The sequence below is a fragment of the Paenibacillus sp. J31R98 genome (assembly GCF_056269245.1).
Genome location: NZ_JBWDNO010000005.1, coordinates 116,547 through 142,568 on the forward strand (window position 1 = coordinate 116,547; position 26,022 = coordinate 142,568).

At 52.2% G+C, this 26,022-nt stretch carries 29 protein-coding genes and 1 riboswitch; all 29 genes read right to left on the reverse strand.

The annotated features are described in order from the left end of the window. The 29 genes from AC0YNX_RS19200 to rpiB all read right to left on the reverse strand — a co-directional run bounded on the left by AC0YNX_RS19200 (nt 1) and on the right by rpiB (nt 25,632). On the reverse strand, nt 1–519 hold the full coding sequence (locus AC0YNX_RS19200; protein WP_475817318.1) for an NADH-quinone oxidoreductase subunit J: 519 nt from the start codon (nt 517–519) through the stop codon (nt 1–3). A gap of 3 nt (nt 520–522) precedes the next feature. Continuing rightward, nucleotides 523–978, reverse strand: coding sequence for an NADH-quinone oxidoreductase subunit NuoI (nuoI, locus tag AC0YNX_RS19205; protein WP_475817319.1), 456 nt, complete (start codon nt 976–978; stop codon nt 523–525). Between the two features lie 29 nt (nt 979–1,007). After that, on the reverse strand, nt 1,008–2,018 hold the full coding sequence (gene nuoH, locus AC0YNX_RS19210; RefSeq protein ID WP_475817320.1) for an NADH-quinone oxidoreductase subunit NuoH: 1,011 nt from the start codon (nt 2,016–2,018) through the stop codon (nt 1,008–1,010). Beyond that, nucleotides 2,018–3,118, reverse strand: a complete 1,101-nt coding sequence (locus AC0YNX_RS19215; protein WP_475817321.1) for an NADH-quinone oxidoreductase subunit D — start codon at nt 3,116–3,118, stop codon at nt 2,018–2,020. Before AC0YNX_RS19215 ends, nuoH begins: the two co-directional genes overlap by 1 nt. A 6-nt stretch (nt 3,119–3,124) precedes the next feature. Then, nucleotides 3,125–3,997, reverse strand: coding sequence for an NADH-quinone oxidoreductase subunit C (locus AC0YNX_RS19220; protein ID WP_475817322.1), 873 nt, complete (start codon nt 3,995–3,997; stop codon nt 3,125–3,127). Continuing rightward, on the reverse strand, nt 3,994–4,512 hold the full coding sequence (locus AC0YNX_RS19225) for a NuoB/complex I 20 kDa subunit family protein (RefSeq protein ID WP_475817323.1): 519 nt from the start codon (nt 4,510–4,512) through the stop codon (nt 3,994–3,996). Before AC0YNX_RS19225 ends, AC0YNX_RS19220 begins: the two co-directional genes overlap by 4 nt. After that, the gene (locus AC0YNX_RS19230) at nt 4,497–4,883 is read right to left on the reverse strand and encodes an NADH-quinone oxidoreductase subunit A (protein ID WP_090575338.1); all 387 of its coding nucleotides are present in this window, start codon (nt 4,881–4,883) and stop codon (nt 4,497–4,499) included. The genes AC0YNX_RS19225 and AC0YNX_RS19230 overlap by 16 nt, the downstream gene beginning before the upstream one ends. A gap of 260 nt (nt 4,884–5,143) precedes the next feature. Next, the gene (locus tag AC0YNX_RS19235; RefSeq protein WP_475817324.1) at nt 5,144–6,100 is read right to left on the reverse strand and encodes an FTR1 family iron permease; all 957 of its coding nucleotides are present in this window, start codon (nt 6,098–6,100) and stop codon (nt 5,144–5,146) included. Nucleotides 6,101–6,147: 47 nt separating this feature from the next. After that, the gene (locus AC0YNX_RS19240; RefSeq protein WP_475817325.1) at nt 6,148–6,954 is read right to left on the reverse strand and encodes a hypothetical protein; all 807 of its coding nucleotides are present in this window, start codon (nt 6,952–6,954) and stop codon (nt 6,148–6,150) included. Nucleotides 6,955–7,132: 178 nt separating this feature from the next. After that, nucleotides 7,133–8,731: a nucleoporin-interacting protein gene (locus AC0YNX_RS19245; RefSeq protein WP_475817326.1), complete on the reverse strand. Its 1,599-nt coding sequence runs from the start codon at nt 8,729–8,731 to the stop codon at nt 7,133–7,135. Nucleotides 8,732–8,806: 75 nt separating this feature from the next. Continuing rightward, nucleotides 8,807–9,571: a glycosyltransferase family 2 protein gene (locus AC0YNX_RS19250; protein WP_475817327.1), complete on the reverse strand. Its 765-nt coding sequence runs from the start codon at nt 9,569–9,571 to the stop codon at nt 8,807–8,809. Continuing rightward, nucleotides 9,531–11,069 carry an alkaline phosphatase family protein gene (locus AC0YNX_RS19255; protein ID WP_475817328.1) on the reverse strand — a complete coding sequence of 513 codons (1,539 nt, stop codon included), beginning with the start codon at nt 11,067–11,069 and terminating at the stop codon, nt 9,531–9,533. Before AC0YNX_RS19255 ends, AC0YNX_RS19250 begins: the two co-directional genes overlap by 41 nt. Before the next feature lie 313 nt (nt 11,070–11,382). Then, entirely contained in the window at nt 11,383–12,279 is an 897-nt protein-coding gene (galU, locus tag AC0YNX_RS19260) for a UTP--glucose-1-phosphate uridylyltransferase GalU (protein ID WP_475817329.1), read from the reverse strand. A 394-nt stretch (nt 12,280–12,673) separates the two neighbouring features. Further along, entirely contained in the window at nt 12,674–13,072 is a 399-nt protein-coding gene (locus tag AC0YNX_RS19265; RefSeq protein ID WP_475817330.1) for a F0F1 ATP synthase subunit epsilon, read from the reverse strand. Nucleotides 13,073–13,098: 26 nt separating this feature from the next. Beyond that, nucleotides 13,099–14,517 carry a F0F1 ATP synthase subunit beta gene (gene atpD, locus AC0YNX_RS19270; protein ID WP_475817331.1) on the reverse strand — a complete coding sequence of 473 codons (1,419 nt, stop codon included), beginning with the start codon at nt 14,515–14,517 and terminating at the stop codon, nt 13,099–13,101. Between the two features lie 50 nt (nt 14,518–14,567). Beyond that, nucleotides 14,568–15,428 carry an ATP synthase F1 subunit gamma gene (gene atpG, locus AC0YNX_RS19275; protein WP_475817332.1) on the reverse strand — a complete coding sequence of 287 codons (861 nt, stop codon included), beginning with the start codon at nt 15,426–15,428 and terminating at the stop codon, nt 14,568–14,570. An 84-nt stretch (nt 15,429–15,512) separates the two neighbouring features. Next, complete coding sequence (gene atpA / locus AC0YNX_RS19280) at nt 15,513–17,027, reverse strand: F0F1 ATP synthase subunit alpha (protein WP_475817333.1); 1,515 nt, start codon at nt 17,025–17,027, stop codon at nt 15,513–15,515. A gap of 16 nt (nt 17,028–17,043) precedes the next feature. Beyond that, entirely contained in the window at nt 17,044–17,592 is a 549-nt protein-coding gene (locus AC0YNX_RS19285; RefSeq protein ID WP_475817334.1) for a F0F1 ATP synthase subunit delta, read from the reverse strand. Then, nucleotides 17,589–18,071: a F0F1 ATP synthase subunit B gene (gene atpF / locus AC0YNX_RS19290; protein ID WP_475817335.1), complete on the reverse strand. Its 483-nt coding sequence runs from the start codon at nt 18,069–18,071 to the stop codon at nt 17,589–17,591. Before atpF ends, AC0YNX_RS19285 begins: the two co-directional genes overlap by 4 nt. A gap of 104 nt (nt 18,072–18,175) precedes the next feature. Further along, on the reverse strand, nt 18,176–18,400 hold the full coding sequence (atpE, locus tag AC0YNX_RS19295) for a F0F1 ATP synthase subunit C (protein WP_090982204.1): 225 nt from the start codon (nt 18,398–18,400) through the stop codon (nt 18,176–18,178). Between the two features lie 72 nt (nt 18,401–18,472). Next, complete coding sequence (atpB, locus tag AC0YNX_RS19300; protein WP_475817336.1) at nt 18,473–19,228, reverse strand: F0F1 ATP synthase subunit A; 756 nt, start codon at nt 19,226–19,228, stop codon at nt 18,473–18,475. After that, nucleotides 19,229–19,639, reverse strand: a complete 411-nt coding sequence (locus AC0YNX_RS19305; protein ID WP_475817337.1) for an ATP synthase subunit I — start codon at nt 19,637–19,639, stop codon at nt 19,229–19,231. It abuts the gene before it with no gap. Further along, a complete protein-coding gene (locus AC0YNX_RS19310) occupies nt 19,639–19,902 on the reverse strand; it encodes an AtpZ/AtpI family protein (RefSeq protein ID WP_475817338.1) in 264 nt (87 codons plus the stop codon). The genes AC0YNX_RS19305 and AC0YNX_RS19310 overlap by 1 nt, the downstream gene beginning before the upstream one ends. Before the next feature lie 192 nt (nt 19,903–20,094). Beyond that, the gene (gene wecB / locus AC0YNX_RS19315) at nt 20,095–21,243 is read right to left on the reverse strand and encodes a non-hydrolyzing UDP-N-acetylglucosamine 2-epimerase (protein ID WP_475817339.1); all 1,149 of its coding nucleotides are present in this window, start codon (nt 21,241–21,243) and stop codon (nt 20,095–20,097) included. 27 nt (nt 21,244–21,270) lie between these two features. Beyond that, complete coding sequence (gene upp / locus AC0YNX_RS19320) at nt 21,271–21,900, reverse strand: uracil phosphoribosyltransferase (protein ID WP_475817340.1); 630 nt, start codon at nt 21,898–21,900, stop codon at nt 21,271–21,273. Between the two features lie 143 nt (nt 21,901–22,043). Further along, on the reverse strand, nt 22,044–23,138 hold the full coding sequence (locus AC0YNX_RS19325; protein ID WP_475817341.1) for a glycine-rich domain-containing protein: 1,095 nt from the start codon (nt 23,136–23,138) through the stop codon (nt 22,044–22,046). A gap of 157 nt (nt 23,139–23,295) precedes the next feature. Continuing rightward, complete coding sequence (locus AC0YNX_RS19330; protein WP_475817342.1) at nt 23,296–24,543, reverse strand: serine hydroxymethyltransferase; 1,248 nt, start codon at nt 24,541–24,543, stop codon at nt 23,296–23,298. 24 nt (nt 24,544–24,567) lie between these two features. Beyond that, nucleotides 24,568–25,164, reverse strand: coding sequence for a TIGR01440 family protein (locus AC0YNX_RS19335; protein ID WP_475817343.1), 597 nt, complete (start codon nt 25,162–25,164; stop codon nt 24,568–24,570). A 12-nt stretch (nt 25,165–25,176) separates the two neighbouring features. Beyond that, nucleotides 25,177–25,632: a ribose 5-phosphate isomerase B gene (gene rpiB, locus AC0YNX_RS19340; RefSeq protein ID WP_475817344.1), complete on the reverse strand. Its 456-nt coding sequence runs from the start codon at nt 25,630–25,632 to the stop codon at nt 25,177–25,179. A 256-nt stretch (nt 25,633–25,888) separates the two neighbouring features. Further along, a riboswitch (ZMP/ZTP riboswitch) is annotated at nt 25,889–25,971 on the reverse strand. Nucleotides 25,972–26,022: the final 51 nt, after the last annotated feature.

Sequence of the window (26,022 nt, forward strand, 5' to 3'; positions counted from 1 at the left end):
TTAGTCCGCCTCCTTCTTCGCAAGCACGATCGCGCCGATAAAGGCAACTGTCAGCAGCACCGAAACAAGCTCGAAAGGCACGACATAGCTTGTGAACAACAGCTTGCCGATTTCCATCGTATTGTCAGCCGCTGCATTCAGCGGCTGCGAAGGCTCCGGGAATTCGGATTGACGGATGGCATAGAACAGAATGCCGAACAGCGCCAGCGCGCCGATCGCTGTAAGCGTCTCGTGCAGGGGGCGCGGACGATCTACTTCTGCATCCTGGTGCTTCGTCATCATAATGCCGAAGATCATGAGAATGGATACCGCTCCGGCATAGATGAGCACTTGCACGAAGGCAAGAAACTCCGCCTGCAGCAGCACGAACATGCCTGCAATCCCGATGAATACCGCTGCGAGCGAGACGACCATGTGGACGACCTTCGTGAAGCTGATCATCAGCACCGCGCCGCTAATAATGAGCACAGAGAAGATGAAGAAGGCGACAAATTCACCGGTAAAATTCACGTTAAACATCGGCTACTTCGCTCCTCCCTTGGCTGCAGCGGGAGCACCAATATTGTTATTGTCCTGACGGACATTGCTGTTGTTGTCATCGAGCCACTTCAAGTCCTTGAACAATTCATCGCGGCTGTAGGACGCCAGCTCGAAATTGCCTGTCATGACGATCGCTTCTGTCGGACACACTTCCGTACAGAGATCGCACAGAATGCAAATCTCGAAGTTGATGTCATACGTGTCGATGACCTTCCCTTTCTTCTCCGGGTCCGGATTCGCTTTTCCGGTGAGCGTGATGCACTCCGTTGGACAAATACGCGCGCACTGGTTGCACACAATGCATTTGTCCGGTTCAAAATGCTGGATGCCGCGGTAACGGTCCGGCATTATGATCGGCACATCGGGATAGGAAGTGGTAACTTTTTTTTCGGTCAATGATTTAAGCGTGACACCAAGCCCTTTTAAGAGACCTTTCATTCCCTCATCCCTCCTATCTGAAGTAAACCTTATTTCACGAACAGCTCCATGCAGACCGCTGTAAGAAACACATTCAAGATCGCCAGCGGAAGCAGTACCTTCCAGCCCAGCCCCATCAGCTGATCAATTCGGATACGCGGCAGCGTCGCCCGGATCCAGAACAGGAAGAACACGATAAACGAGAACTTGAGCAGGAACCAGATAATGCCCGGTACCCAATCCAGGAACGGGAACGGCGCATGCCAGCCGCCGAGGAACAATACGGTCGTCAGTGCCGCAATCGCGTACACATACACATATTCCGTCAGCATGAAGAACGCGAAGCGGAAGCCGCTGTACTCGACATGGTAACCGGCAACCAGCTCCGATTCCGCCTCCGGCAAGTCGAACGGCGTTCGGTTCAGCTCCGATACGGCTGCGATAACGAATATGACAAACCCGATAATCTGCGGAATGAAGTTCCACTGCCAGAACCAGTCGCCTTGCTGCTCGGCAATTGAACGCAGGTTGAGCGTGCCTGACATCATAATGACGCCGACGACGGAGATGACAAGCGGCACTTCGTAGCTGATCATCTGTGCAGCAGAGCGCATACCGCCGAGCAGCGCGTATTTATTGTTGGACGACCAGCCGCCTAGGACGATTGCAATCGTCGAAATGCCCGAGAGCGCGACATAGTAGAGAAGGCCAACATTGATATCTGCAAAATACAGCTTCTGCGTATAAGGAATAACCGCAAGCACAGCAAACGCTGGCACATAAGCAAGTGCAGGCGCCAAGATGAACAACGCTCTGTCCGCCTTACGCGGAATCGTATCTTCCTTCATCAGCAACTTGGCAATATCGGCCACGGACTGCAATAATCCCCAAGGTCCAACCCTGTTCGGGCCGATCCGGAATTGCATCCAGCCAATCACTTTACGTTCGAAGAAGATGGCGTAGGTTACGAAGCCTAATACGATGACAAGCAGGATGACGCCCCATAGGAAGAACAGCAGCGCATTGCCCCAAGTCAGCGTTTCATCGAGCCAGGACCCCATTAGCAGTCAACCTCCCCGACGACAATATCAATGCCGCCCAAAATGGTAATGAGGTTCGTCATTGTCTCCCCAACGAGCAGCTTCGGCAAAATTTGCAGATTCACGAAAGAAGGACGGCGGAATTTCAGCCGGTATGGTTCTGCTTTCCCTTTCGAGACGATATGGACACCGATCTCCCCGCGCGGCGATTCAATTCCCACGTAGACCTCACCTGCCGGGGGACGAATGACGCGTGGCACTTTGCCCATCACTTCGCCGGAGGAAGGGAACTGCTCGACTGCCTGCTTCAAGATGCGAAGCGACTGGCGAACCTCTTCGAGCCGGATCAAGTAACGGTCATAGCAATCGCCTTTCTTGCCGAGAGGCACATCGAATTCGAAGCGATCATACAAGCTATATGGCTTCGCCTTGCGAAGGTCCCAGTCCACGCCTGTGGAACGGAGATTCGCACCGGATAAGCCATAATCGATTGCGGTCTGTGCATCATACGCGCCGATGCCCTTGATCCGCGCAAGGAAGATTTCGTTGCCGCTGACGAGCCTGTTATACTCGTCGAGCTTGCCTTCCATATACGGAATGAACTCTCGCACTTTATCAATCCAGCCGACAGGCGCATCCCATTTCACGCCGCCAACTCGCATATAGTTGTAAGTCAGCCTGGCGCCGCATAGCTCGTTGAACAGGTTGATGATAATCTCTCTATCGCGGAAAGCGAATAGAAACGGGCTCATCGCCCCGATATCGAGCAAGTAGGTGCCCCACCACACCAAGTGGCTGGCAATACGCTGCAGCTCCATGACGATCAGCCGCATGAACTCAGCGCGCTCCGGCACTTCAAGGCCCATCATCTTCTCCACGCCGTGACAGAGCACATAGTTCGTTGTCATCGCCGACACATAATCCATCCGGTCGGTATAAGGGATAATTTGCGTGTAGTTCAAATCTTCCGCAAGCTTCTCTGTACCCCGGTGCAAATAGCCCATAACCGGAGTCGCTTCCGTTATCACTTCACCGTCAAGCTTGACGACGATGCGAAAAACGCCATGCGTGCTGGGATGCTGCGGGCCGACGTTAAGCAGCAGTTCTTCTGTACGAATCACGGCTCATCACACCTCCGGGTCTAGCGGTACGTAATCTTTGCGCAGCGGATAACCAGCCCAATCATCAGGCATCATAATACGCCGCAAATCGGGATGCCCCGGAAAATCAATTCCGAGCAAATCATAGATTTCGCGCTCGTTCCAGTTCGCCGTATCCCAGATCGGAACGACCGATGGAATCTCTGGCTGCTCGCGGTTTGTCTTCACTTTCATAGCAAGCTCATTCTTCGACTTTAGCGATACAAGATGATAGACGACTTCCAGATGCGTCTCGTAATCGACACCCGAGACATTGCGCAGATAGCTGAAGTCCTGCCCGTCATGCGTCTTTAAGAGACGGGAAGTCTCGACCAAACGATCCGCGCGAATAATCAGTGTCGGCATATGATCGTTCAATTCATTTATGTAAGCTTCTTCAATCGCGTCTTCAGCAACTGACGCCCGAATAAGCGCTGCTGCTTCATCCAGCTGCGGCTGCTTGGGCGACGGCGCCTTCGGCTCTGCCGGTGCAGCTTCGCTACCTTCAGCGGCAGCCTTGGCCGCTGCCCGAGCCGCGCGCGCTTCCGCCGCAGCGGCAATCTTCGCCGCTTTCTCCGGATCTTCCGCGCCGGCTCCAGCTGCCGGTGCCGCAGGCGCATCGCCTCCGCCCTCGGCCGCTGCCTTCGCCGCTGCTCTTGCGGCGCGTGCTTCCGCGGCCGCCTTCAGCTTCGCTTCGCGCTCCGGATCAACTGCTGGCTCTGGCGTCCCCTCAGCAACAGGCGCACTCGGTGCCGCTTCGCCGCTAGGCACGCTGCTCACTTGCGCCTTCTCGGCAGCCTCAGCCGCAGGCGCGGGAGCATCAGCGGACTGACCGAGCTCCTTGTCTTTCTCGTCGCTCATCGGTTCGTCACCCGCTTCCCGGTCTTCGCCTCGTAGCGGATTTTCTCCTGAAGCTTGTTAATGCCATAGATAAGTGCAGCCGGGTTCGGCGGGCAGCCTGGGATATATACATCGACGGGCACGATCTGATCGACGCCCTTCATCACAGCGTAAGAACGAACGTAAGGCCCGCCAGCCGTAGCGCAGGAGCCCATTGCGATAACCCATTTGGGCTCAGGCATCTGGTCATAGAGACGACGAAGCAGCGGTCCCATCTTCTTCGTGACGGTACCAGCTACGATCATAACGTCCGATTGGCGCGGCGATGTGCGGAACATAACGCCGAACCGGTCCAGGTCATAATGTGATGCGCCTGTCCCCATCATCTCGATCGCACAGCAAGCAAGCCCGAAGGTCAGCGGCCACAGCGAGTTGCTGCGTGCCCACGCCTTCAGCTCCTCCAGCGTGCCCATAAACACATTGCGCTCCAGCTCTTGTCTCTCTTCGGGGGTGATCGACTCTAAATTGAATTCCATTTGAGCACCTTCTTCTTCCAGGCGTAGAGTAATCCAATTAACAATAATCCCGTAAATATCGCCATCTCAACAAGCACAAATAAGCCGAGCTGCTTATAAGCGACGGCCCACGGATATAAAAAAACGGTTTCTACATCGAAGATAACGAACATGAGCGCAAACAGATAGTAGCGAACATTAAAACGAACTTGACCTTCCCCTACGGGTTCGTTCCCGCTCTCGTAGGTCGTCTTCTTCTCTTCATTCGGTTTGTTCGGGCGCAATAGTCGCCCAACGGCCAATGCGACCACGGGAAGCAGAATACCGAGAAGAATGAAGATGGCCACAATAACGTAATTGTTGATGTACTTCTCCACTATTTTCGCCTCCATTATTATGGATCTGCAGGGCGGAATCGGTGCTGCTGGCTTGGTCAAATTTCCCTCATAATTATAACAAAAGCTGCCACTTGCGTCTATGACGGAGTTGAATGCGCTTCCTTTCGACAAATTTTTGGAAGGGCGAGCAAGGTCAGCTTCAATTAGGATAAGCAGTTACTGGTAAAAATATGCAAGTGCGCGCGATAAAAAAGACTCCCGCTTCACCAGCAAGCGGTGAGAACGAGAGTCTTTTACAATAAACAAATATTCGATTATACCGCAGTTGTATGGCCTGATTCCGACGAGGCCGCCGCATCTTCGCGCGCCTTTGCCTCTGCCAGAAGGGCAAGCTTTCGCTGTCGGGCGAGCATGATGAACACCATCACATAATACAGCCAGTAAAGCACGAATTCCTCTAACGATGGCTCCTGCGAGTAGCCAAGGAACGCCTTGAAGAAGATGCCCACCTGCCCGTTCAATATCGGATGATTCCCGGTGTCGCGGATATAGTTTGCTTCGTCGATCGGATGCTCCGGCATGAACCAAGTTAGGTCGTACATTGCCCCGATCTCGCCGCCTGGCGTCTTATAGAGGCTGCCGATAATGCGCAAATCCTGCATCACGCCAATCGCTTGAACGAACAATCCGGCCGCTATCATAATAAGGAATACGCTTGTTATTTTGAAGAAGGTGCCAATCTTGATCTTCTTGCTGCCTTTGAATACGGCAACGCCAAGCAATCCCGCTGCTATAAGCCCGGCCAATGCTCCCCAGCTCTGAATCGCTTTCGAGATATCGCCAGAGGAGATCGCCGCGAAGAAGAATACGGTCTCTACCCCTTCGCGCAACGTGACGAGGAAGGAGTGGACAATCATATTGATTGCGCCGCCGGCGCTTAAGATAAGCGCTACTTTATTTTGCAGCTTGCCTCGCATCTCTTGATTCTGCTTGCCCATGAACAAGATCATATGCGTGAGCAATCCCGATGACACCAGCAAAATGCCGATACGCATATATTCTTTGCTGCCCATTGTCGCATATCCGTCGAGCACAGTCTGGAACACGAGCGCAACGCCAAGGCTCGCAAGGATCGCCATGAACACGCCGACCAACACCCACTTGTTCCATTTGCTCTGCCCGATTCGATTCAAGTACGTGATGATAATGCCAACAATAAGAATCGCTTCGAACGCTTCGCGGAACGTGATGAGAAACGTCTGCAAATTCATGGAACGCTCACTCCTTAATCCTACCTAAAGAACACGGCTGCTTATAATTAGAAAAAACCTTTACGACGGGCCCACCATACGGCTCCGCCCCCTAGTATAATAACGCCTCCGATAACTCCAATCGTTACAGCCGAATTCGTCTTGGCTTCATGGGTCATCGGTGCATGCGTCTTCGTTCCGTCAACCTCTTCCGGCTCCTCTGCCTCCGGCGACCCCGCTGCTGCTCCGTCATCCGATCCGGATGCTGATGCTCCTGTGAACGGAAACAACGGCTTGAAAGCGCCATAGATCCGATTCACGGCTTCTTTCAGCGCTGCTTCGTTCGATTCCTTCTTCCCAACGCCGAACAGTCCGGGATTGCCGAGGGCATCGAGCGCAATGTCAAAATCCTTCGCCAAGCTGTTCAGCTTATCCGCGGAAAGCTGCGACTCCGCATAAGGCGATAACGTCTCGAACGTGGCACGCGCCTTCGCTAGAAGAAGCTTCGCGGTCGTATAATCGGCGAGATTCTGAAGGACGCTCTCGAAGCGTCGATCCAGATTCATGACGAGAAGTGCCTTGTAATTGCTGATCGTTTCTTCGAGCTTATGTGCTTTAAAGTCCGCATCTAATGTTGCGGCAACCGATTCGCCGAAGTGCGAAGCGATTTCGTCACGCCGTTCTTGATGCGCGGCTTGTGCCGCAGTCCAATCAGCCGGGTCCTTCCCCAGCGCTGCTACGACAAGCTTGAACGTTTCCGCGACGTCCTCGGTGTTCGCATCGCCATATGAGTAAGCCCATGCACGGGCTGGTGCCAGAGCTAGGAATAACACGACAATTAACGCTGCTGCAATGGTTACTGATCTGCTACGCATGATTGCCATTCACCTTTCGTCAACCATAATCGGCTCGCTTGCTGCCTTATTTTCTCAAAGGTTACGTAAAAATGATAATCATTTTCAATTAGGGTGTCAATAAGAGGAAAGCCCGCTATGTGAAAGGTATTTGACAAGTTGGAAGCAGGGAATCCCTCTCGGCGGTTTGCCGAGGCTGTTATCGCTTCTTATCGCCAATCCACTTGTATAACGTAATCTCGTTATAGACCGGCTCGAATAACTTGTCACTGCGATATACTGCGATCGGCTGTACCTTGTCCCGCAGTGACCCGACCTGCGCTTCGAAGCCTTGCAGCACATGATCGGTGAGCAGAATCTCTGCCGCTGGGTCCGCCTGCACATCCGCAAGAAAATACGAGTACGTCTCGATCCGCCGGTTCGTCACCGGGCAGTTCAAGTACTGGAGGACGCGCATCTCCTCCCACGTGTACACGACATACCGGCGGTCCGTATGGCTTGCCGCAAGCTGGCTAAGCCCCTGTGCAAGCTGGTAGACGGCAGGCGTCTCCTTCGCCTGCCGCACTACCAGCGCGCTGCCTGCGGCCGCTTGCAGCGCAATGACGCAAGCGGCGCAGAGCACGCCCGCCGCTCGCAGCGCGCGGCGTATGCGCGCGCCTCGCTCTTGCTGCTGCGCAGCAGCCGGCGCAGCCGCGCAGCACATCGCAAGCAGCAGCCACATCACGCCGATGAGCGGCGTGATGTGGCGTGGCTTGTCGATGTTCTGCGCCAGCAGCGCCCAGGCGCCGTAGGCGCTCGCGAGCGCGGCGAGCGCTCCCGGCAGCGCCGGGCGGCATAGCCATGCCGCCGCCCGGGGCGCCAAAGGCGCGCGCGTGCGCGCGCTGCCGCGGGGCGGTAGCGCAGCCCCCGCGGCGAGCACGGTGGCGAAGGTGAGCCCCGCCGCCGCAGCCAGGAGTGCCGTGGACCGGGCGAACATGCCGGCCCACAGCACGTTGTCGCCGGCGAAGCGCAGCAGCCGCGCGGCGAAGCTGATCTGGGCGGCGGAGGTTACGCCGCCGCCCCATTCACTGAAATGGCCCTCGGTGAAGGCGAGGGCCAGCTTCATAAACCCGCGCAGCCCGCCTTCGCTCAGGGCCAGCCCAGCCACCCACAGCAGCTCGAAGCTTGCCGCGAGCAGCACGAACCAACTCGCCCGCGGCAGAACGCGCTTGCCCTGCTGCCGCCAATCCAGGATATGCAGCGCCAGCAGCCAGAGCAGCCCGATGCCGAAGGCGACAAAAGACAGCCTGATTCCCATCATCAGGCTGAAGAAGAACATCGCTGCTGCTGAGCGCCCTAAGGAGCGCCGTTCCATTGCCCGCCACCAGCTCCAGAGGAACCACCACAGCATAGCGATGCCAGCCGCCTCCGACATTGGCCGCACCGCTTGCAGCCACAGATACGGCGCTGTCAGCACGAGCAGCACCGCAAGCACTGTCCATAGCGGCGACATAACCCGCCGCGCGAGTAACCATAGCGGAATAACAGACAATTCGAGCAGTCCAATGTTTAGCGTGTCATAGGCGAGCACTGGATGGTGTGTGAATCGTTGCACCGCCATGGCACCAGCTACGAAGTACGGGTACCCCGGAAAATGCGGCTGCATCGCCAGCAGGTCGAACCTGCTAAGCGCCAGGGCAAAATCCACCTCATCCCAGCTGGCCGCAAACGGACTCCGGTGCTGGAAGCTGAATATCAGCCAGAGCAGTACCCCAATAGCAACAGAAGCCGGTGCGGCGACCGACTTCACAACACTCATATAACTGCGCTTGCCACGCTGATGTTTCCCCTCTTGCCGCCGCACCTTATCCCACCTCTATTGTTCTCTTTTGCCCTACTTCTCCACACTCGCTCCGCGCACGGCAACGGCTCGCGCCTTCTTCAGCGCAGCTCGCTTCCTACTCACAGGACGACGCATTTCCTTCCATACCGCTGGCAACACGTTTCTTACATATTTATTGAACTTGATGAACGACTCGCCATGCTCACGCACCTGATATGTGATTGGCACTTCTTCCATCCTGAAGCCTTGGCGGACCAGATTCAGTGTCAGAACTTGTGCATAGTTATAATCATGGATTATTTCCGCCCGCTCCATCGCCGCCCGCGAGAAGCCGCGCATGCCAGACTGGCCGTCCCATATCATTCGGCGCAGCAGCAGCGCTTGCATCAGAGTAAAGCAGTAGTTGCCAAGTCGGCGGTGCAGCTTCATCCCGCGGATGACGCCTTTAAACCGCGACCCCATCGTATAATCCGCGCGCCCCTCCCAGATCGGAGCGACTACGTTTGGAATCTCTTCTGCCGGATACTCATTATCCGCATCAATCATGAGTCCGATATCTGCCCCGAGGCGCACGCATGATGCAAGTCCCTCTCGAACCGCAGCGCCAAGCCCTCGGTTGCGCACGTGAGAAACAATATGCTCCGCACCCGCAGCCCTTGCCTCTTCCACCGTACCATCGGTAGAACCATCGTCAATGACAAGCACCTCCACCTTCCAGCCTGGATGGGGTTCACGTGGAATACGAGTGATTACTTTCGCGATATTGCCTTCTTCGTTATGCGCCGGCAGGAATACGACCAGCTTCTTCTTCTCCATGCTGTCCCGCTTCTTTCTGTGGTTTAATCGTCTGTGTCGTTTCAAAAGCATCCATTAAGACCGGTCCTCGACTATGGCTCGGCAGCGGTGCACCAAGCAAGTAGCTGAGCGTTGGCGCTACCGATACAAGCGACTGCTTCGCATCGACCTTAACGCCCTGCCGAACGTTCGGACCGTACATGAAGAACGGCACGTACCGTTCGCCCTCGTCCAAATGCCCATGCCCGCCGATACCGTCGGCCTGTCCATGATCGGCACACACGATGAACGTCGCATTATCCGCGTGTCCATTCACCTCAAGCCACTGCACGAACTCAGCAATAAGAGCATCGGCCTCCTCGATCTTTTGCCGGTACTCGCTGTATAGCGCTCCCATGCTATGTCCAGTCTGGTCCGTTGCAATGAATTGCACCACCAAGAGATCGGGATTCTGTTCCGCCATAATGAGCTTCGCACGCTCCATAATGTTGCGATCGGCTTTATCGTTATGCATAACCGCTGTGACACTCTCCACGTCATCGCCCATCGAATCAATGAGGTGGGCAATGCCGAGCAGCCGTCCGACTTTGCCGACTTTTCTTAAGCTGTCGAAGATCGACTCCACCTTAATGCCGAGCTTCCACACCATATTGGACGTAATGCCATGCTCACGCGGATACGTCCCTGTAAACATCGAAGAGAAACAGACGACCGTTCTCGCCGGATACACCGTCTCCATCTGCGTATATTCCGTACCTGCTGAACGCCATCTTTTTAGAAAAGGCGCATTCGCCTCTTCGAATCTGTCCTTCCGCATACCGTCAATGACAAGCACAAATACTTTGCCTTCAGCCTGTTGCTCAGGAGGTTGTACAGGCACCGTATAATTCGGAATTTCTTTCGGCTTCCAATCGAATAGATTGCGGTGCAGAATGAACGCATACACCAGGACACCTACCACGAACAGGCAGTAGCTCCCCCATCCAAAATCCCCCGCAGACCCGCTTCCATCCGCCCAATATCCGCCCGCCACGTCAACAACGAAGAGAAGCAGCAGAAACTTTGGCAGCTGCTCCTGCGCATTGCCGCTCGTGGAATCGCTGTTCTTCAGCACAAGCTTCCAGAACCGCTTGAAATTCCACCATGACGTGCCGATCCTTAGGTGGTAATAGAACGTCCCCCAGAAGTAAATTGTGAAGAACAGAAACAGCAGCGTCGCCGTAGCATAGAGCCCTAGATCAAGCGACGCATCACGCCACAGCACGAGCGCAGCAACAACCGGAAGCCAAAGATAGTTACGTAGAAACAGTGGAAAATCATAATAGAAATACAGCGCAAACAGCGGAAGCGCCGCTAGCAGTCCCAATCCGAACTGCCCCCAGAAGCTTGCCTCGCCCCACTGGCTCATATGATAGAGCGCGTATGTTCCGATAACGAATATCGGCGTGAACGGCTTTCCCTCATTTAACAAATTCCAGCAGCGCGCCGCTACGATCTCGAACCCCGACGCCTTCTTCATTTCACTTGCCCCTCTCTCTCAGGCGGCATCAGTGTCGTCCGTCTCTGAGAACTATTATCAATCAGTATAGAAGTGGGGAGCTGCTTCGTCAAACACTTTTCAATGCAAAAAAGGCTCCCTACACGCAACACGCAATAGGGAGCCTTCAAAAATGTAAAAATGAATTAAGCCATGTTCTTCATAATCTCTTTGCCAGCCTCGACTTGGCTGTTGAACTCATCACGGTACGACTGAAGAAGCTGACTCGCACTTACTCACGAGAGCAGAACTTGCTACTCTCTTACTTAAACATGAAATGGTTTTCTCCTACTAGTTATTGACGAACAAATGAATCTATCATTTTTTCCTTTTCAACTGTCTGTAATAAATATTGTAAAAACTCATCTCTTAGATCTTCCCTCTTCAAAGCAAACTCAACCGTTGCTTGTAAGAAACCCATTTTATCTCCCACATCGTATCTTCTGCCTTCAAAGATATAGGCATACATAGCTTCGCGTTGAGCCAATACTTTTAATGCATCTGTTAGCTGAATTTCTCCGCCTTTACCTGGCTGCGTACATTCCAATATATCAAATATGGCTGGAGTGATTACATATCTCCCCAATATTGCAATGTTGGATGGCGCATCTTCAACAGAAGGTTTCTCCACCAAACCTTTTACTTTGTAAATTTGATCTTCAATAAACTTTCCTTCTACGATACCGTACTTATTTACATCCTCATGTGCAATTTGTTGGACACCTAGTATTGTCGTTTTGTACTCATTATAAATGTCCATCATTTGCTTTAAGCATGGCTTCTCATTATCAACAATGTCATCACCTAGCATGACTGCAAACGGTTCGTTCCCGATAAAGCTCTTGGCACAATAAATGGCATGTCCGAGCCCTTTAGGCTCCTTCTGCCGTATATAGTGGATATTCACCATATCGGAGATGCCTCTAACTTCTTCTAATAGTTCGTATTTGCCTTTTGACTCTAATTCCAGCTCTAGCTCGACAGATTTGTCAAAATGGTCTTCGATGCTTTTCTTATTTCTACCCGTTATAATCAATATTTCTTCAATTCCCGATTGAACTGCTTCTTCAATTATGTACTGAAGTGTAGGCTTGTCCACGATTGGAAGCATTTCTTTCGGCTGTGCTTTAGTGGCTGGCAAAAATCTAGTCCCTAAGCCTGCAGCGGGTATTATGGCTTTTCGTACTTTCATGCTGTTGTCCCCCTATTTCATATCCCGTATATATAACGCATAATTTGTCTTGCTTTACTCCACAGTACACTTGATCGCGTATTAAATATATCGGCTTTTTGTAGACATAATTTATCATATAGCGTAACTGGTTTATTCTAACACGTAAGCCTCATCGACAGCCAGTATATCCGGGGCGAACTTCAAACTCAAGAATAAAAGATGTCGATTCCTTAACTCTGTTCTTTGATAGCGCCGTCATCAAAGCCTATCTCAAACTCAATTAGTTCATAGATGCAAAGTTCTTCATTCAAACTCTTGTAAACTCAGCTAATTAATTCTCCATATAACGCAAAAAAGACCGATTCCTCCGCAGATGCAATCTGCAAAGAAATCGGTCTTTAGTTGTGAATGATTAGCGGCCTGCTACACCGATACGGTTAAGCGCACGCTGCAGGGCAAGCTCGGCACGAACATGATCGTACTCGTCGCGCTTGCCGTTCAGACGCTGCTCCGCACGCTGCTTCGCTGATTCTGCACGAGCAACATCAATGTCGCCCGGCAGCTCAGCGCTCTCAGCCAAGATAACCACTTTATCCTTACGGATCTCAAGGAAACCGCCGTTAACAGCGATAACCTCTTCAGAGCGGTCTTTCTTGATAGTAACAGGAGCAATCTTCAAAGGCGTTACCATTGGAATGTGGTTAGGCAGAATACCTAGCTCACCCTCAGAGCCTTTGACAATAATCATATTTACATCCTGAGCGTAAGCCTTACGCTCAGGCGTTACAATTTCCAATAAAAAGGAGCTCACGATATTACCTCCCTAGCTATGAGCGATTAAACCTCTTGAGCAAGTTTTTCCGCTTTAGCAACAGCATCTTCGATCGTTCCGACGTTGTGGAATGCCGATTCTGGAAGGTGGTCGTACTTACCTTCAAGAATTTCTTTGAAGCTGCGTACAGTTTCTTTAACAGGAACGTACAAGCCCGGGATACCATTGAACGCTTCCGCAACGTGAAGTGGTTGCGCGAAGAACACTTGAATACGACGCGCACGGTGAACGACTTGCTTGTCTTCTTCAGACAATTCGTCCATACCGAGGATCGCGATGATATCCAGAAGTTCTTTATAACGTTGCAGAACTTTCTTAACGGTTTGCGCTACTTGGTAGTGCTCTTCGCCAAGAATTTCTGGTGTCAGGATACGGGAAGACGAAGCGAGCGGGTCAACGGCTGGGAAAATACCCATCGCTGCAATGTTACGCTCAAGGTTAGTCGTTGCATCCAAGTGAGCAAATGCCGTTGCCGGAGCCGGATCCGTATAGTCATCGGCAGGAACGTAGATGGCTTGAATGGAAGTAACGGAACCTTTTTTCGTTGAAGTGATACGCTCTTGCAGTTGACCCATCTCAGTTGCCAACGTTGGTTGGTAACCTACCGCGGACGGCATACGGCCAAGCAATGCGGATACTTCGGAACCAGCTTGCGTGAAGCGGAAGATGTTATCGACGAACAGAAGTACGTCTTTGCCTTCTTCATCACGGAAGTACTCAGCCATTGTCAAACCTGTCAAAGCTACGCGAAGACGCGCGCCTGGAGGCTCGTTCATTTGACCGAATACCATCGCTGTTTTGTTGATAACGCCGGAGTCGCTCATTTCGTGGTAAAGGTCATTACCTTCACGAGTACGCTCACCAACGCCGGCGAATACGGAGATACCGCCGTGCTCTTGTGCGATGTTGTGAATGAGCTCTTGCATCGTTACGGTTTTACCTACGCCCGCGCCGCCGAAGAGACCGATTTTACCACCTTTGGAGTAAGGCGCCATAAGGTCGATAACTTTGATACCTGTTTCCAGGATTTCTTGGGAAGTTGACAGCTCTTCGAAAGGAGGAGCTTGACGGTGGATCGGGTTAGCGAGCGTACGGTCAACATCACCATTGTTATCAATTGGATCGCCGAGTACGTTAAATACACGACCGAGTGTTGCTGGTCCTACAGGTACTGTGATTGGGTTGCCCAAGTCAACAGCTACTGTACCTCTGACAAGACCGTCAGTGGAAGACATCGCAACGCAGCGAACCAAGTTATCACCGAGGTGAGTTGCAACTTCAACCGTAAGATTGATGTTCACTTCGCCTGGATTTTCAGCTTTTTTCTCAATTTTGATCGCATTAAGAATCTGAGGCAAATGACCGTTCTCGAACGCAATGTCGACAACCGGACCTGTTACCTGGACTACATGCCCCTTGCTCATTGGTGTACCTCCTTCATGTTTTTCCGAGGAAAAATACTTTAAAGTTTATGTTACGCCTGCGCGTTCGCGCCGCCGACGATTTCTGCGATTTCTTGTGTGATTGCTGCCTGACGTGCACGGTTGTACGTCAACGTCAAGCCTGCGATCATCTTCGTCGCGTTCTTCGTTGCATTGCCCATCGCAGTCATACGTGCGCCGAACTCACTCGCTTTACCTTCCAATACTGCGCTGTAAATGACCGTTTCCGCGTATTTAGGAAGAAGAACGTCAAGCACCTTCTCAGGTGACGGCTCATATTCGTAGCTTGCCTTCGCGCCTGTGAATTCCGACTGATCCAGAGGAAGCAGCTGTTTAACAACAGGAACTTGGGTCATTGCGTTGTAGAATTGGTTGTAAACCAGGTTGAGTTCGTCATACTTGCCGCTCTCGAAGCCTTTAACAGCTTCTGCTGCTACCGACTTGATATCTGCAAATTTAGGTGTATCGGAAAGTCCCGTTACTTCTCCTGCCAGCTGTACGCCACGGCGTTTGAAGTAATCACGGCCTTTACGACCGATGACGAACACGTCGTATTCAGCAGAAGACTTATGCTTCTCCTCAATCGTCGTCCATACTTTACGAAGCACGTTCGCATTGTATCCACCCGCCAAACCACGGTCCGACGTAACGACCAGATAGGCCGTACGCTTAACTTCGCGGCTTTGCAGCATGGGATGCTTTATTGTGCCCCCGCCCGAAGCAATGCTAGCTACGACTTCTTTGATTTTCTCCGTATATGGACGTGATGCTACAGCTGCTTCTTGAGCTCGTTTGAGCTTCGCAGATGCAACCATCTCCATAGCCTTCGTAATCTGCTTCGTATTTTGCTTACTCTTGATCGAGCGCTTAATCTCGCGCATACCTTTAGCCATTCGTTGTCACCACCTTATTACCAGCCCCCCGCGGTACCTGACGGTACCGCTCGGGCCAGTTCTATTCCGCGCTAAGTTAAACTTTTATACCGACGCAGCAAAACTGTTCTTGAATGTTTTGATTGCTTCAACAAGTACTTTCTCATTGTCGGAAGTCAAATCTTTCGTGTCGCGGATGGAAGCGAAAATTTCTGGTTTGTTTGCATCCACGTAAGCCAGGAAGCTTTGTTCGAAACGACGAACGTCTTGAACGGGAAGATCGTCCACGTGTCCACGAGTAACCGTGTACAGGGATACAACTTGACGCTCTACTGGCAATGGTGCGTTAACACCTTGCTTCAGAATTTCAAGCGTACGCTCACCGCGGTTCAGACGGGATTGTGTTACTTTATCGAGATCGGAGCCGAACGCTGCGAAAGCTGCAAGCTCGCGGTATTGCGCGAGGTCAGTCTTCAGCGTACCAGCAACCTTCTTCATTGCTTTGATTTGAGCGGAGCTACCTACACGGGATACAGAGTTACCAACGTTAACCGCTGGACGCTGACCGGAGTAGAACAGGTCGGACTCAAGGAAGATTTGGCCGTCCGTAATCGAGATTACGTTCGTCGGGATGTAAGCCGAGATATCGCCGGCTTGCGTCTCGATGAATGGCAATGCAGTCAAGGAACCGCCGCCAAGCTCATCGTTCAGCTTAGCTGCGCGCTCAAGCAAACGGGAGTGAAGGTAGAATACGTCACCTGGGTAAGCCTCACGACCCGGAGGACGGCGAAGCAGCAAGGAAAGCTCACGGTATGCTGCCGCTTGTTTGGAAAGGTCATCATAGATAACAAGTACGTGTTTGCCATTGTACATGAAGTACTCGCCCATCGAGCAGCCTGTGTAAGGAGCCAGGTACAAGAGTGGGGATGGCTCGGAAGCGCTCGCTGTTACGACGATTGTGTAGTCCAAAGCGCCTTGTTGGCGAAGGGACTCAACAACTGTACGAACAGTCGATTGTTTCTGACCGATAGCAACGTAGATACAGATAACGCCGTTACCTTTTTGGTTAACGATCGTGTCGATCGCGATTTGTGTTTTACCTGTTTGGCGGTCACCGATGATAAGCTCACGTTGACCACGACCGATAGGAATCATCGCGTCAATCGCTTTGATACCTGTTTGCATCGGCTCGAATACCGATTTACGAGCCATAACGCCCGGTGCCGGAGATTCGATTGGACGCGCTTGCGTTGTGTTGATTGGACCGTTGCCGTCAACTGGTTGACCCAGTGCGTTAACAACGCGGCCAAGCAACGCTTCGCCTACAGGAACTTCCATGATACGACCCGTTCTCTTAACTTGGTCGCCTTCGCGGATGCCAGTGTAAGGTCCCATGATAACGACACCGACGTTGCTCTCTTCAAGGTTAAGGGCCATACCCATAACACCGTTCGCGAATTCGAGCAGCTCGCCAGCCATCGCGTTCTCAAGGCCGTGTACACGTGCGATACCGTCACCGACTTGGATGACCGTACCGACATCAACGACTTGAATTTCGGATTTAAACTGTTCGATCTGTTGTTTAATCAGCGTGCTGATTTCATCAGGTCTGATACTCAATTCCGTTCACCCCTATCTACAATGCTTGAGTTTTCAAAGCTTGTTCAAGTCGAGCCAGCTTGCCGGAGAGGCTGCCGTCATACAGACGATCGCCGATGCGTACTTGTACGCCGCCGAGCAAGGATGGTTCAACGATTTGTTTTGCAATAATGCGTTTGCCGATCATTGTACCGAACTGCGCCGAAACTTTGGACAGCTCTTCAGCGGACAATGATTTAGCGGTATATATCGTAGCGTGTGCTTGACCGAGCGCATCTCCCGCTACTTTCGTATAGGCTTCGTACACATCAGCGATCGCATCTTGGCGATTACGGATAATGAGAAGCTCTACCGTATTCAGAACCATAACCGACACAGTATCGGACAGAGCACCGCGTACGATGTCGATTTTCTTCGAAACTTCTACGTTTGGCAGTCCAAGAAATTTGCGGATTTGCGCATCTCCGGACAGGACATCTACAACAATCTTCAGCTGTTTTTCAACATCTGCTACCGCATTGTTGCTCAGTGCCAGTTCAAACAGCGCTTTAGCGTAGCGTTTAGCTACGACGCCCTCGCGGCTCATTTGCTTCCAACCTCATTCAAGTATTGGTCAACAAGCTGCTCTTGCGATTTGTCATCGATTTGTTTCTCGATGATTTTGGAAGCGATCATGACGGACATGCCGCTAACTTGCGAGCGAAGGGAAGCAATTGCTTTGTTCTTCTCGCTTTCAATATCCTTCACTGCTTCGTCCTTCAGGCGAGTAGCCTCGGATTTTGCAGTGTGAACGATTTCGTCCGCTTGCTTCGTGCTTGTTTGCTTCGCTTGCTCGATAATGTCATAAGCGTCTTTACGAGCTTGCGCGAGCGTTTGTTTCTGCTCTTCGTACTGTGCTTCAGCTTGTTTACGGCTGTTCTCTGCACCTTCAAGCTGTTCTTTCACGAACTGCTTACGCTGTTCCATGATGGAGAAGAGCGGGCCGAAAGCGTAACGGCTAAGCAGCCAGTAAAGAATTCCGAAGGCAACCAGTTGGATGAAAAAATTTGACCATACGATATCCAACGTACGTCACTCCTTTCCGTAGATTAGCTGAAAGTCACCTGACAATCAGCAAAAGGAAGGCGCGGAGGCATAAGGCACTCCCCGCCGTGGTTGTAAATATAATCTTAAGCTTTACCCAAGAAGATGAACGCGAGTACGAGGGAGATAACTGGAAGTGCCTCTACAAGCGCTACCCCGATGAACATTGTAGTTTGAAGAGTACCGCGAAGTTCTGGTTGACGGGAAATACCCTCAACTGTACGACCTACGATCAAACCGTTACCGATACCTGCACCCAGTGCTCCAAGACCGAATACAATTGCTGCTGCAACTAATGCTAAAGCTCCCATTAGAGAAATCCTCCTTAAAATGTTTAAATATTGGTTTATTGTTTCCTGCTTAGCAGGGTTGTTACTAAATGCTTAGTGATGTTCTTCGTGAACGATCGCTTGCGACATGTAAACCATTGTCAGCATGACGAATACGAACGATTGAATTGCGCCTACGAATACACTGAAACCTTGCCATACGATGAGCGCCGGAATACCGAACCAGCCCATACCCATGATAACGCCGATCATAACCTCACCTGCGAAGATGTTACCGTAGAGACGAAGCGAAAGCGAAAGCGGCTTCGCAATCTCCTTGATAACGTTGAGCGGGAAGAATGCTGCGTAAGGCTCAAAATAGTGCTTGAGGTAATGTTTGCGGTTACGACGAAGACCTTCGACGTGCGTAAGCACGATTACGATCGCCATCAATGCTCCCGAAACAGCAACATCGGCTGTCGGCGATTTCCACCACGCGATGTGCGCTTCCTCTTTGCCATCCATGAACAGTTCCATTCCTAAGAATGTTGCCCCTTCATGCGCGTGCGTAATGATACCGAACGGAAGACCGAGCAAGTTCGCTACGAACAGGTACATAATCATTGCAATACCAAGCGTCAAGTACGGGCGGCCTTTCTTCAGATCCATCGTTGTACCGATGATGTTCTGAACGAACTCGATAACCCACTCCAGGAAGTTTTGCATCTTCGTCGGATTAGTTACCGAAGCGTTACGAACTGACACCTTTGCAAGAACGAACACGATAATGCTGGTGATAACAATCATGAAAATAGCAGCTAGGTCAAAACGAATGCCGCCTAGATGCACCTCAGGAAAAATATGATCCATTTAGTTGTTTTCACCCCTTTCATCGGTAGAATGCCGTACCGCCGAATTCCGCTTGGCAATAAACCCCAATATGAGTGTTGCCAATTGCGCTACAAATAATCCGGCTACTGTTCCATAGAGGCTGAACGAAAAGTACCTCTCAGCTAAGACTGCCGCGAGCAGTCCAATGCATGCGCGTGTCAGAAAACCAAGATTGTTGCGTTTCTTGACTCCAGCTGCCGCATGCGCGCCGACCTGACGTACTTTCCACGAAAGATGGAAGGCGTTTGCAAGACTTGCCACAGCGCCGAGAATTAATCCGCCGAAGAGCGGTTTATATTCCGGAAGCAGGGCCCATCCAATGAAGCATACAGACAAAAAAAAGAACGTAATACGCATAACCGTTCGAAGGTGGCCGGACAGATCATCCATTACTTTGCTTTGCCCCCTGTAAACGCTCGAATCAAAAGTATGGTCATGATGACGGCAATGACGAAACCTATCGCCATTCCGACAATCGATCCATACCCGGAACCTTCTGAACCATCGGTCTTGCTGCCAATCCAATAGCCTAGTCCAAGACATACGCCAATTGTTCCGCCAACAGAGCCGATTAGCCCCATCGCCCGCCAAGGATTGTCTCCGAAGCTGCTGTTGTCCGTGCTGCGATTTTTGTCGTCATGGGATGAATTCATCGCCCCTAATCACTCCAAAACTCTTATTTATTTTAGCCAAGCAGGTTCAGGTTTGTCAATTGATATAAATTCAAACATTTAGTGAACTGTAACCCGAAAACCCTTGATTTTCCTAGGGTTTTCGGGTTTAACAACCGTACAGTAGCACTGTATGCTGTAGCCTTAAAGGAGATGCTATACTAGCGATGTCAACTATGAACGTTGTGTGAACGCCGACGGACGATTGTCCACTTTTCCAAAATGATGCAGGATTGCCTCTACAATACGTTCCGATGCTTTGCCATCGCCGTAAGGATTCGCCGCTTTGCTCATCCGCTCATAGAGCGCTGCATCCGACAATAGCGCTCTCGCGCGTTCGTACACAACCTCTTCATTCGTCCCAACGAGCTCGAGCGTTCCTGCTTCAATACCCTCCGGACGCTCTGTCGTGTCGCGAAGCACAAGCGTAGGCACGCCAAAGGACGGCGCTTCTTCCTGCAAGCCGCCGGAATCCGTCATGATCATGTACGTATGCGGGTAGAAGTTATGGAACTCGAACACATCTAGCGGTTCAATGAGCTTAATACGTGGATGATTTCCGAGAATTTCGTTCGCCGGCTCGCGTACGGCCGGATTCAGATGGACCGCGTACACGACCACAACGTCCTCGAATTCATCTGCAATGCGCTTCACTGCTCGGAATATATTGCGGTGCGGCTCGCCGATCGCTTCACGGCGATGCGCCGTCATCAGAATCATCCGCTTGCCTTTCGCCCAATCGAGAACTGGATGCGTGAACGATGGATCAACCGTGTACTTGAATACATCCGTTGCCGTATTGCCGGTTATGTAGATCGCGGACTCCGGCTTGTTCTCTCTGCGCAAGTTGTCGGCAGACTTGTCCGTCGGCGCAAAATGCACATCGGAGAGCACGCCAGCCAGCTGGCGGTTCATCTCCTCCGGATACGGAGACATCTTGTTCCAAGTACGCAGGCCTGCTTCGACATGGCCGACTTGAATCTGCTGCAGGAATGCCGCGTAGCTGCCCAGGAAGCAGGTCTGAGTGTCCCCGTGCACAAGCACGATATCCGGCTGCGATTCACGCAGAATCGGATCAAGACCTTGCAGCACTTTAACAGTCGTTTCCGTTAAGGTTTGACGATCTTTCATGACGTTGAGATCGAAGTCCGGCGTGATCTTGAAGAAATCAAGCACTTGGTCCAGCATGTGGCGATGCTGCGCCGTTACGCAGACGACCGACTCAATGTCTTCGGGATGCTTCTGAAGCTCCAATACGAGCGGAGCCATCTTGACCGCTTCCGGCCGTGTGCCGAAAATCGTCATTACCTTAATCTTCGCCAATGCAATTCACTCCTAAAGTAAGTAAGTTTACTTCGTGCCAAACATGCGGTCGCCGGCATCGCCGAGACCTGGCACGATATAGCCGTGGTCATTAAGATGGCTGTCCAGCGAAGCGAGGAAAATATCAACGTCCGGATGCGCTTCTTGCACGGCCTTCACGCCTTCCGGCGCAGCAATGAGACACATCAGCTTGATCTGCGTGCAGCCGCGCGTCTTGAGCGCCTGGATCGCAGCATTCGCCGAGCCCCCTGTTGCAAGCATCGGATCGATAACGATCAAGAGGCGCTCAGGCGCATCGGATGGCAGGTTGACATAGTATTCAACCGGCTCAAGCGTCTCCGGGTTGCGGAACAAGCCGATATGGCCGACCTTCGCCGATGGAATGAGCTTCAGCATGCCTTCTACCATGCCAAGGCCTGCGCGCAGAATCGGAATGAGTCCCAGCATGCGGCCGGAGACGATTTTGCTAGTTGCATCGACAACCGGCGTGCTGACCGTAACGGTCTCAAGCGGCAAATCCCGCGTAATTTCGTAAGCCATCATTGTCGCAACTTCATCGACAAGTTCGCGGAAGTCTTTGGTCTTCGTTTCTTTATCGCGGATAAAGGTCAGCTTGTGCTGAATAAGCGGGTGATCGCATATAGTGAGCTTGCCCATAGGTATTATTCATCCTCCTGAAATGCTTTTCAACTGAGTATTATAACATTCGGAGACGCAATGTGCCATTTTCGCTTTCGAAGCCTTATAAAACACATGAAAAGTATACCCTAAGCGTCTGAATTCTACCTCGAACGACCGATTTAACTGCTACCTCCACAGCTGCTGCCGCAAGACGAACCGCCGCCTCCACTGTCACTGCCTCCACTATCTCCGCTGCTGCAGTTGCTGCCTGAATCCGAGCTGCAGCTGCTGCCGCCCGAATCGCCGCCGTCACCGCCTGAATCTGAGTCGTCACTGCTGCACACATAACCCGCACCGCTGAAGCCGTCGTTTGCTTCACGTTCCTGCTCCGTCTGAGCATCGTTCATCCGATCATCAAACTCATGAACAGGTCCCATTGACGAAGCAAAGAACATCCCCGAGAGCAAGCCGGTCGTCATACCTACCGACGTCCAATCATCGTTGTCCCTATACGACTGTTCTTGTCTGTTCGATGTGTTCGACGCGGTAAGCATTCTTCCACGCTCAATTAAGTAGCGAATGGTCGCATCGATGTCGGGAAACTGCTCAGCTGCCCGTTCATTGAACCGCCGAGAGCGCAGTACTTCGTCGCTCTCTTGCTCCAGCTCGCGCATCAGCTCATGCGGCATCGGCGTCCGGTAGAACGCCCCCCACAGCTGTCCGCTCGCAGGAGCCGGGAGGAACAGCTCGCCATAGATCCAATCGAACCATGCACGTTCACTCGGATCAGGCTTCCCGCTTGGCGCATGTGGCGCATGATGGATGAGCGCACCGCAGAACTGCTTGCAGAATTGTTCATATTCACGTGTAAACATCAGCATCTCATGCCACACATCGTCAACTCGCGTACTGTACATCGGTACTCCTCGCAGAATACTGCACATTAGAAAATACCGCTTCAGTTCGAACCATTGCCACTGCCATTCTCCGTCCCGGAGGCTTGGCGTATTACGCATGACGCGGTCTTTCACGCGCGCCTCGAAATCCGCTGTTAGAGCGGCTTCCAGACGTTCCGCAGTCGTACGCGCAGGATGCCCCTCCGGCACGCCGAGACATTCGGGCGGTTTACGCATTGGCATACGAGCAGCGGATGGTCGCGACCCCGGACGATCTCGGACAGCGCCTGTAGCTTTGTTACGAGTATCGCTTCCAGATATCACTTTAAATAAACAGAACAGAATGATGACGACAATTACAATCGCAAACAGACTCATCTTGCGCCACACCGCCTTGTTTGTGTTATAAGGTCATCATATCATGTCTCCGAACCCAACATGTGAAATCGAGCGGAAAAATATAACAAGCATCTCAAGCGGTAATGCAAAAAAAAAGGCCGCACCGCGCTATGCGGTACAGCCTTCGCAGTAATGATTAGTAAGTCATGCCTGGGTAAAGCGGGTATTGCGACATAAGGTCGCTAACCATACCACGCGCTTTAGTCAGAACCGCTTCATCCTTCGGACTCTTCAGCGTCATTGCGATAACTTCTGCAATTGTTTTCATCGCATCCACATCCATGCCGCGAGAAGTTGCCGCAGGCGTACCGATACGGATACCACTAGTGATGAACGGGCTAGTCGGATCGAACGGAATCGCGTTCTTGTTCACCGTAATTTGAACGGAATCAAGCACGTGCTCCGCATCTTTACCTGTAATGCCCAGGTTGCGAAGGTCGATCAGCATCAGATGGTTGTCTGTGCCGCCGGAAACGATGTTGATGCCATGTCCGATCAACGCGTCAGCAAGCGCTTTGGCATTGTCTACAACGTTCTTGCCGTACTCTTTGAACGAAGGCTGAAGCGCTTCGCCGAAAGCAACCGCTTTTGCCGCGATGATGTGCATAAGAGGACCGCCTTGGGAACCAGGGAATACCGCTTTATCAATCGCTTGCGCCCATGCTTTGCGGCAAAGGATCATACCGCCGCGAGGACCGCGAAGCGTTTTGTGAGTAGTCGTTGTTACAAAGTGTGCGTGCGGCACTGGGCTCGGGTGCAGACCAGCTGCAACAAGACCTGCGATGTGCGCCATGTCAACGAACAGCAGCGCGCCAACGTCGTTAGCGATCTTGCCAAGCTCTTCGAAATCAATGATGCGCGGGTAAGCCGACGCACCAGCAACGATCATACGAGGACGGTGCTTGAACGCCAATTTGCGAACTTCCGCGTAGTCGATTGTGAATGTATCTTCGCTTACGCCGTAAGGAATGAAGTTGTATAGAAGACCGGAAGCGTTAACCGGGCTGCCGTGCGTCAAGTGACCGCCGTGTGCGAGGTTCATACCAAGCACCGTGTCTCCAGGGTTCAATGCTGCCAAGTAAACAGCCATGTTCGCTTGCGCACCGGAGTGAGGTTGAACGTTCGCGTGCTCAGCGCCGAACAGTTCCTTCGCACGATTACGTGCGATATCTTCAGCGATATCCACGTGCTCGCAGCCGCCGTAGTAGCGTTTGCCTGGGTAGCCTTCTGCGTATTTGTTCGTCAGGACAGTTCCCATTGCTTCAAGAACAGCTTCAGAAACGATATTCTCGGATGCGATAAGCTCGATGTTGTCGCGTTGGCGTTGAAGTTCAAGGCCAAGTGCGGCCAAAATCTCGGGATCTTGTTTACGTAGGTTCTCCATGTGTATAAGTCCTCCTCAAAATAATTAATCGCAAGTATTACTTTCGCCAGGCGCAGCCAAGTTGGCCGCTTCCCGGTTATAAACAGCTCGTTCGCCGCCGATCAGCTTCGGACGGGTGTACGCCATCGTCACATGCGCTCCTCCGATGGACCGAATTGACGGGCGCACCGGCACAGCTACACGCTTCAGGTGCATGCCGATGAAGGTGTCGCCGATGTCGATGCCAGCATGTGCCTGCACCGTCTCGGCCAGACAGGCATCTTGCAGCTTGCTGAAGGCGTACGCGGCCATGGATCCGCCGGCTTTGCGCACGGGGATCGCGGATACGAGCTCGAGCCCGTACCGTTCAGCCGCCTCGCGCTCCATAACAAGCGCCCGGTTCAAATGCTCGCAGCATTGAAACACCGGATAGAAGAGCAGCTCGCGCCTCACGGCTTCTACGCCTGCGAAGATCGCTTCAGCGGTCTCCAGCGTCCCGGATGTGCCGATCCGCTGACCAAGCACTTCGCTCGTCGAGCAGCCGATGACGAGCAGCTGCCCTTCCCGCAGCTTCGCTGCAGAAGCTAGTTCACGAATGACGGTTTCCACATCGTTAGAAAGCTGTACCGGATCCATCGTCATCGCTAGCTCCCCTTACGCGTCCGCGAATTTTGCTTCAATCTGCATCACTTTGTTCACGCGGCCCACATGGCGCTCGCCGTTCGAGAACGGTGTTTCGAGCCAAATGCGGATAATCTCCTGCGCGACGCCGGGACCGATGACGCGCTCGCCCATTGCCAGCACGTTCGTATCGTTGTGCTCGCGAGTGGCTTTCGCCGAGAACATATCGTGCACAAGCGCGCAGCGGATGCCCTTCACTTTGTTCGCTGCAATGGACATGCCAATGCCTGTGCCGCAGATTAGAATGCCGCGTTCCGCTTTGCCCGATGCCACAAGGTCAGCAACCGGCAGCGCATAGTCCGGGTAATCCACCGACTGATCGCAATCGCAACCGACGTCCTCGATTTCGTGACCGAGCGATTGAATGAACGGAACGAGTTCATCCTTCAAGCGGTAGCCCGCATGGTCTGCTCCGATGGCAATTCTCATAATTCCATATACCTCCCAAGGTGACCGCTCATGGCGGAAAATGTCGATTCACACTGGCTCTAGTATACCTGATTTCGGGCGACAAGCAAAAACGGAACATACACCAAATTCATGGTGATCATGCGTTTTGTGCGGCGACAAGCAAAAACGGAACTATAGAGCAAAAGCATATTCATTTGACGGCCATTCAGCTGTAAGTGGCAAACTTATCCATCTCTGAATGACAAAAAAAGAGCAAGCATGCATAACGCACACTGCTCTTTGCCCAGGCGACCGGCCGTATATTCCGATGCTCCACCGTGGTTTAACCCACTTTCGTCGCCAGTTACATCGGAAACCGTCTTTAGTTGATTTCATCATAACGGATTATCGTGCGAAAATCAATCCGGC

Coding starts and splice junctions, on each gene's coding strand:
- AC0YNX_RS19200 (WP_475817318.1), bottom strand. CDS start 519: ATGTTTAACGTGAATTTTACCGGTGAATTTGTCGCCTTCTTCATCTTC.
- AC0YNX_RS19255 (WP_475817328.1), bottom strand. CDS start 11,069: ATGAAGAAGGCGTCGGGGTTCGAGATCGTAGCGGCGCGCTGCTGGAAT.
- nuoH (WP_475817320.1), bottom strand. CDS start 2,018: ATGGGGTCCTGGCTCGATGAAACGCTGACTTGGGGCAATGCGCTGCTG.
- upp (WP_475817340.1), bottom strand. CDS start 21,900: ATGGGCAAGCTCACTATATGCGATCACCCGCTTATTCAGCACAAGCTG.
- AC0YNX_RS19225 (WP_475817323.1), bottom strand. CDS start 4,512: ATGGAATTCAATTTAGAGTCGATCACCCCCGAAGAGAGACAAGAGCTG.
- AC0YNX_RS19310 (WP_475817338.1), bottom strand. CDS start 19,902: ATGAATTCATCCCATGACGACAAAAATCGCAGCACGGACAACAGCAGC.
- rpiB (WP_475817344.1), bottom strand. CDS start 25,632: ATGAGAATTGCCATCGGAGCAGACCATGCGGGCTACCGCTTGAAGGAT.
- AC0YNX_RS19220 (WP_475817322.1), bottom strand. CDS start 3,997: ATGAGCGACGAGAAAGACAAGGAGCTCGGTCAGTCCGCTGATGCTCCC.
- AC0YNX_RS19325 (WP_475817341.1), bottom strand. CDS start 23,138: ATGAGTCTGTTTGCGATTGTAATTGTCGTCATCATTCTGTTCTGTTTA.
- AC0YNX_RS19240 (WP_475817325.1), bottom strand. CDS start 6,954: ATGCGTAGCAGATCAGTAACCATTGCAGCAGCGTTAATTGTCGTGTTA.
- AC0YNX_RS19305 (WP_475817337.1), bottom strand. CDS start 19,639: ATGGATGATCTGTCCGGCCACCTTCGAACGGTTATGCGTATTACGTTC.
- AC0YNX_RS19335 (WP_475817343.1), bottom strand. CDS start 25,164: ATGACGATGGATCCGGTACAGCTTTCTAACGATGTGGAAACCGTCATT.
- AC0YNX_RS19285 (WP_475817334.1), bottom strand. CDS start 17,592: ATGAGCCGCGAGGGCGTCGTAGCTAAACGCTACGCTAAAGCGCTGTTT.
- AC0YNX_RS19330 (WP_475817342.1), bottom strand. CDS start 24,543: ATGGAGAACCTACGTAAACAAGATCCCGAGATTTTGGCCGCACTTGGC.
- AC0YNX_RS19250 (WP_475817327.1), bottom strand. CDS start 9,571: ATGGAGAAGAAGAAGCTGGTCGTATTCCTGCCGGCGCATAACGAAGAA.
- AC0YNX_RS19230 (WP_090575338.1), bottom strand. CDS start 4,883: ATGGAGGCGAAAATAGTGGAGAAGTACATCAACAATTACGTTATTGTG.
- atpG (WP_475817332.1), bottom strand. CDS start 15,428: ATGGCTAAAGGTATGCGCGAGATTAAGCGCTCGATCAAGAGTAAGCAA.
- atpD (WP_475817331.1), bottom strand. CDS start 14,517: ATGAGCAAGGGGCATGTAGTCCAGGTAACAGGTCCGGTTGTCGACATT.
- atpE (WP_090982204.1), bottom strand. CDS start 18,400: ATGGGAGCTTTAGCATTAGTTGCAGCAGCAATTGTATTCGGTCTTGGA.
- atpB (WP_475817336.1), bottom strand. CDS start 19,228: ATGGATCATATTTTTCCTGAGGTGCATCTAGGCGGCATTCGTTTTGAC.
- AC0YNX_RS19235 (WP_475817324.1), bottom strand. CDS start 6,100: ATGAATTTGCAGACGTTTCTCATCACGTTCCGCGAAGCGTTCGAAGCG.
- AC0YNX_RS19245 (WP_475817326.1), bottom strand. CDS start 8,731: ATGAGTGTTGTGAAGTCGGTCGCCGCACCGGCTTCTGTTGCTATTGGG.
- galU (WP_475817329.1), bottom strand. CDS start 12,279: ATGAAAGTACGAAAAGCCATAATACCCGCTGCAGGCTTAGGGACTAGA.
- nuoI (WP_475817319.1), bottom strand. CDS start 978: ATGAAAGGTCTCTTAAAAGGGCTTGGTGTCACGCTTAAATCATTGACC.